Here is a 2,647-nt window from a genome sequence, read left to right as displayed (position 1 = left end):
TCTTCCCCTCCTCTTGTTTTGCCGGCGGGCCCCCCCCGGCCTTGCCCCCCCCCGGCCCACCCCCGGGGGCCGCCCCCCCTGACTACAAACGTTATTCGATGCCCAGGTAGACCTTCTGCACCATCGCGTTCCGTTGCAGGTCGCGGGCGCTGTCGCTCAGGACGATCTCGCCCGTCTGCAAGACGTAGCCGCGACTGGCGATCTGCAGGGCCATCAGCGCGTTCTGCTCCACCAGCAGGACGGTCGTGCCCTGTTTGTTGATCTCCTCGACAATGCTGAAGATCGCCTCGACCAGCACCGGGGCCAGCCCCATCGACGGCTCGTCCAGCAGCAGCAGCTTGGGGCGCGACATCATGGCCCGGCCCATCGCCAGCATCTGCTGCTCGCCGCCGGAGAGCGTGCCCGACACCTGACCGCGCCGCTCTTTCAGGCGCGGGAACAGGACGTAGACGCGCTCGATATCCTCGGCAATGCCGTTCTTGTCCTTGCGATGGAAGGCGCCCATCTCCAGGTTCTCCAGCACGGTCATGCGGCTAAAGACGCCGCGCCCTTCGGGAACCATGGCCACGCCCTTGGCCGCCAGTTGGCTGGGTTTGTAGGCGGTCAGGTTCTCGCCATTAAGCGTGACACTGCCCGTCGCCGGCCGCATGAGGGCGCAGATGGTGCGCAGCGTCGTCGTCTTGCCCGCGCCATTGCCACCGATGAGGGTGACGATCTCCCCCTGATCGACGGTCAGCGTAATGCCCTTCAGGGCGTGAATCTTGCCGTAGTAGGCATGAACGTCGTTGAGTTCGAGCATGGTCGTCATGCCGGCTCCGCCTCCTCCACCGACAGGTGCGCCGCGCCGGCCGCGCCGCGCCCCAGATAGGCCTCAATGACCCGCGGGTTGCCCTGAATCTCGGCCGGCGACCCCTGGGCGATCTTCTCGCCGTAGTCGAGCACGGTGATGTCCTCGGAGATACCCATGACGACGCGCATGTCGTGCTCGATGAGCAGGATGCTGATGCCGATCTGGTCGCGCAGGTTGCGGATGAACTCGGTCGTCTGGGCCGTCTCGCGGGGGTTCATACCGGCCGTCGGCTCGTCGAGCAGCAGCAGCTTGGGGTTGCTGGCCAGGGCGCGGGCGATCTCCAGCCGGCGCTGGTCGCCGTAGGGCAGGTTGCGCGCCAGGCTGTCCCCCTTGCCGCGCAGGCCGACGAAGCGCAGCAGCTCACGCGCCTCCTGCACCGCCTTTTCTTCTTCTGCCCGGGTTCCGCGCGTGCCGGCGATGTGGCCGAACCAGCGCGAGTTCAGGCGCGGCTCCATGCCGGCCAGGATGTTCTCCAGGGCCGACATGTAGGCGAAGAGGCGGATGTTCTGGTAGGTGCGGGCGATGCCCAGCCGGGTGATCTTGTCGGGCGAGCGGCCTTTCAGCGACGTGCCGTTGAAGATAATGTCGCCTTCATCGATCTCGTAGAAGCCGGTGATGCAATTGAAGAAGGTCGTCTTGCCCGCGCCGTTGGGGCCGATGATGCTGACGATGCCCCCTTCGGGGATTGAGAAGTCCAGGCTGTTGACGGCCACCAGACCCCCGAAACGCTTGGTGACGTTGGTGGCTTCCAGGATGTTAGGCATGGCGTTTTAGTTCCTCCGCGGCCAGGAATGGTCGCGCTACATCTAGGTCAATGGCTGGACTTCCTCATGCAGTGGCGCTTCGGCCTGGGCCACCGACGGCTCGTCCGTCTCCGCCGCGTGCAACTCGCGCCGGCGCACGGCCGACGGCCACAGCCCTTCCGGCCGCACGAGCATCATGACGATGAGCAGGATACCGTAGATCAGCAAGCGAAACTCCACAAATTCGCGCAACAGTTCCGGCAGGCCGACGAGGACGAACGCGCCCAGGATGACGCCCGGCAAACTGCCCACGCCGCCAACGATGATGATCGCCAGCACGTTGATGGAGATGAGCAGTTCGAAGCTATTGGGAAAGACCGAGCCGACGCGCGAGCCAAAGATGGCCCCCGACAGCCCGGCGAAGCCCGCGCCGATGGCAAAGGCCAGCAGCTTGGTGGTGACGAGATTGATGCCGACCGCCTCGGCCACGTCCTCATCCTCACGCACGGCCATCCATTGCCGGCCGGGCCGGCCATCGCGCAGCCGCCAGGAGATGAACAACGCCAGCATACAGCCAGCCAGGATCAGGTAATAGTAATGTTGCGGGGTGGCGAAGGTGAAGCTGCCAATAGATGGCCGGCCGACGTTCAGGATGCCCTGCGCGCCGCCGATGATCGGCTTGAGTAAGTCGGAGACCACTAGTACACGGATGATCTCGCCAAAACCCAGGGTGACGATGGCCAGGTAATCACCTCGCAAGCGCAGCACCGGGATGCCCAAGATAACCCCAGCGAGCACAGCGGAGATCACGCCAATGGGCATGGCGATCCAGAAGCTCATTCCCAGGCCCAGATCGCCGGTGGACGTCAAGAGGGCGGTCACATACGCGCCGACGGCGAAGAAAGCCACGTAACCCAGGTCGAGTAACCCGGCGAAGCCGACGACGATGTTGAGGCCCAGAGCCATGAGCACGAACGTACCCACCTGGGCCACGACGTTGGTCAGGAAGATGCCCAGGATGCGCGGCAGCACCAGCAACAGCACCAGCGAGACG

Annotated in this window: 3 protein-coding genes; all 3 read right to left on the bottom strand. The window is 64.9% G+C overall.

Annotated elements, in window-relative coordinates:
• Positions 1-91 precede the first annotated feature (91 nt).
• Positions 92-799: an ABC transporter ATP-binding protein gene (locus ACE3UY_RS14365; RefSeq protein ID WP_374688195.1), complete on the bottom strand. Its 708-nt coding sequence runs from the start codon at positions 797-799 to the stop codon at positions 92-94.
• 5 nt (positions 800-804) lie between these two features.
• The gene (locus ACE3UY_RS14360) at positions 805-1,614 is read right to left on the bottom strand and encodes an ABC transporter ATP-binding protein (RefSeq protein ID WP_374688194.1); all 810 of its coding nucleotides are present in this window, start codon (positions 1,612-1,614) and stop codon (positions 805-807) included.
• A gap of 42 nt (positions 1,615-1,656) precedes the next feature.
• A partial coding sequence (locus ACE3UY_RS14355; RefSeq protein ID WP_374688193.1) for a branched-chain amino acid ABC transporter permease occupies positions 1,657-2,647 on the bottom strand: 991 nt, incomplete at its 5' end.

Source organism: Promineifilum sp. (SeqCode), from assembly GCF_041918635.1.
GTDB lineage: Bacteria > Chloroflexota > Anaerolineae > Promineifilales > Promineifilaceae > Promineifilum.
The sequence above is the reverse complement of the archived record's forward strand: the minus strand, read 5'-3'. Positions and strand labels throughout refer to the sequence as shown.

Excerpts from the sequence above, each read along its gene's own strand:
- ACE3UY_RS14360 (WP_374688194.1), bottom strand. The coding sequence starts at position 1,614 with ATGCCTAACATCCTGGAAGCCACCAACGTCACCAAGCGTTTCGGGGGT.
- ACE3UY_RS14365 (WP_374688195.1), bottom strand. The coding sequence starts at position 799 with ATGCTCGAACTCAACGACGTTCATGCCTACTACGGCAAGATTCACGCC.